The sequence below is a fragment of the Leisingera sp. ANG-M1 genome (assembly GCF_000813745.1).
Classification (GTDB): domain Bacteria; phylum Pseudomonadota; class Alphaproteobacteria; order Rhodobacterales; family Rhodobacteraceae; genus Leisingera.
In genome coordinates this window covers 1-381 of the sequence record NZ_JWLC01000051.1, presented here as the reverse complement: position 1 = coordinate 381, position 381 = coordinate 1, and the positions used below count along the sequence as shown (strand labels likewise).

Annotated in this window: 1 protein-coding gene; it reads right to left on the bottom strand. The window is 66.9% G+C overall.

Features of this window, described 5'->3' with window-relative positions; genetic code table 11:
• Window positions 1–381, bottom strand: a 381-nt coding sequence (locus tag RA19_RS25170; protein ID WP_052262063.1) for a DUF4202 domain-containing protein, incomplete at both ends; no start/stop codon positions are given.

The following is a 381-nucleotide window of genomic DNA, read 5'->3' as shown; positions in this document are numbered from 1 at the left end:
CAGGCGGCAAAGGCGCCGGCCAGATCCCCGGGCAGTTCGAACTCCCGCAGCACCCGGGCACGGGCATCAGCCGACATCTTGCGGGCGGTCTTCTCGACGATGCGCTGGACCTTGTCAGCCGGGTGTTTGGCGGCAAAGGGGGCAAAGTACCACTTCAGGAAGACAAAGCAGATGATGTCCTCCAGCGCCTGCACCTGATCGTCGCGCTTGATTCCTTCCTTGCGAAGCATGCGGGCGGCGGCGTCCACGTCCTCAGCGCCATAGCCTGCCCCCTGCATCAAGGCGGTGACCACTTCGGCGTGGTGCTCGGCCTCCGCCTTGCGCCAGGCGAGGTAGCCGGCGCGGCCTTCGGGAAAGCTGCCGCGCTCCAGCTTCCAGCGC